Genomic DNA, 616 nt, shown 5'->3' on the forward strand with positions numbered 1-616 from the left:
GCACTGCGTGCGGCGGCACGTAGCGGCATCCATCATCCACTTTGCTTCTGATCCAGTCCAGGGCCGCCAGCACCGGACGCCACACGGCGTTGTTCGACCGGAACTCCAGTGCCGAAAGCAGGCTTGGCAGCATACGGCGATAATGATTGGCCCATGACCTCCGCATCACCTTGTAGATCCGCCGATCCAAGGCGCCCTTTGCCTGGCTTTCCTTGATGATCGCCGCCAGTTTGTCCTTGCCGGCGATTGGGAAAATGACATCGCAGATGCGCCCGGATGGATCGTCGATCGAAGCGCTGGCAATCTCGACCAGGAGTCGCTCCTTGCCATAGACCCGCTCGATGTCTTTCGCGATATCGCCCACCACCTTGCGTTTCGAGCGCGATCCGATCTTATGGACCGTCTCGATCAGCAGGTCGACCATCGCATCCGTAAGCTGAGCTTCCCGCGCCATCAGATAAACGGCATAGAGCCCGAGCTGGCGCGCCGGTACATGCCGGCGCATCTCCGAGGCTTTCTCGCCGGCAACCCGGCGAACGATCTGATCGACCCATGCCTTGCCCGTGACCGATAGGAAATCTCGGGGAAGAGCAAGCCGTTGGATAAAGGCGAGTTT

General features: G+C 60.1%; 1 pseudogene. It reads right to left on the reverse strand.

Features of this window, described 5'->3' with window-relative positions:
* Window positions 1-616: pseudogene (locus ADT71_RS00030) on the reverse strand (Tn3 family transposase); the annotation flags it as partial.

This window comes from Novosphingobium sp. ST904 (assembly GCF_001298105.1).
GTDB lineage: Bacteria > Pseudomonadota > Alphaproteobacteria > Sphingomonadales > Sphingomonadaceae > Novosphingobium.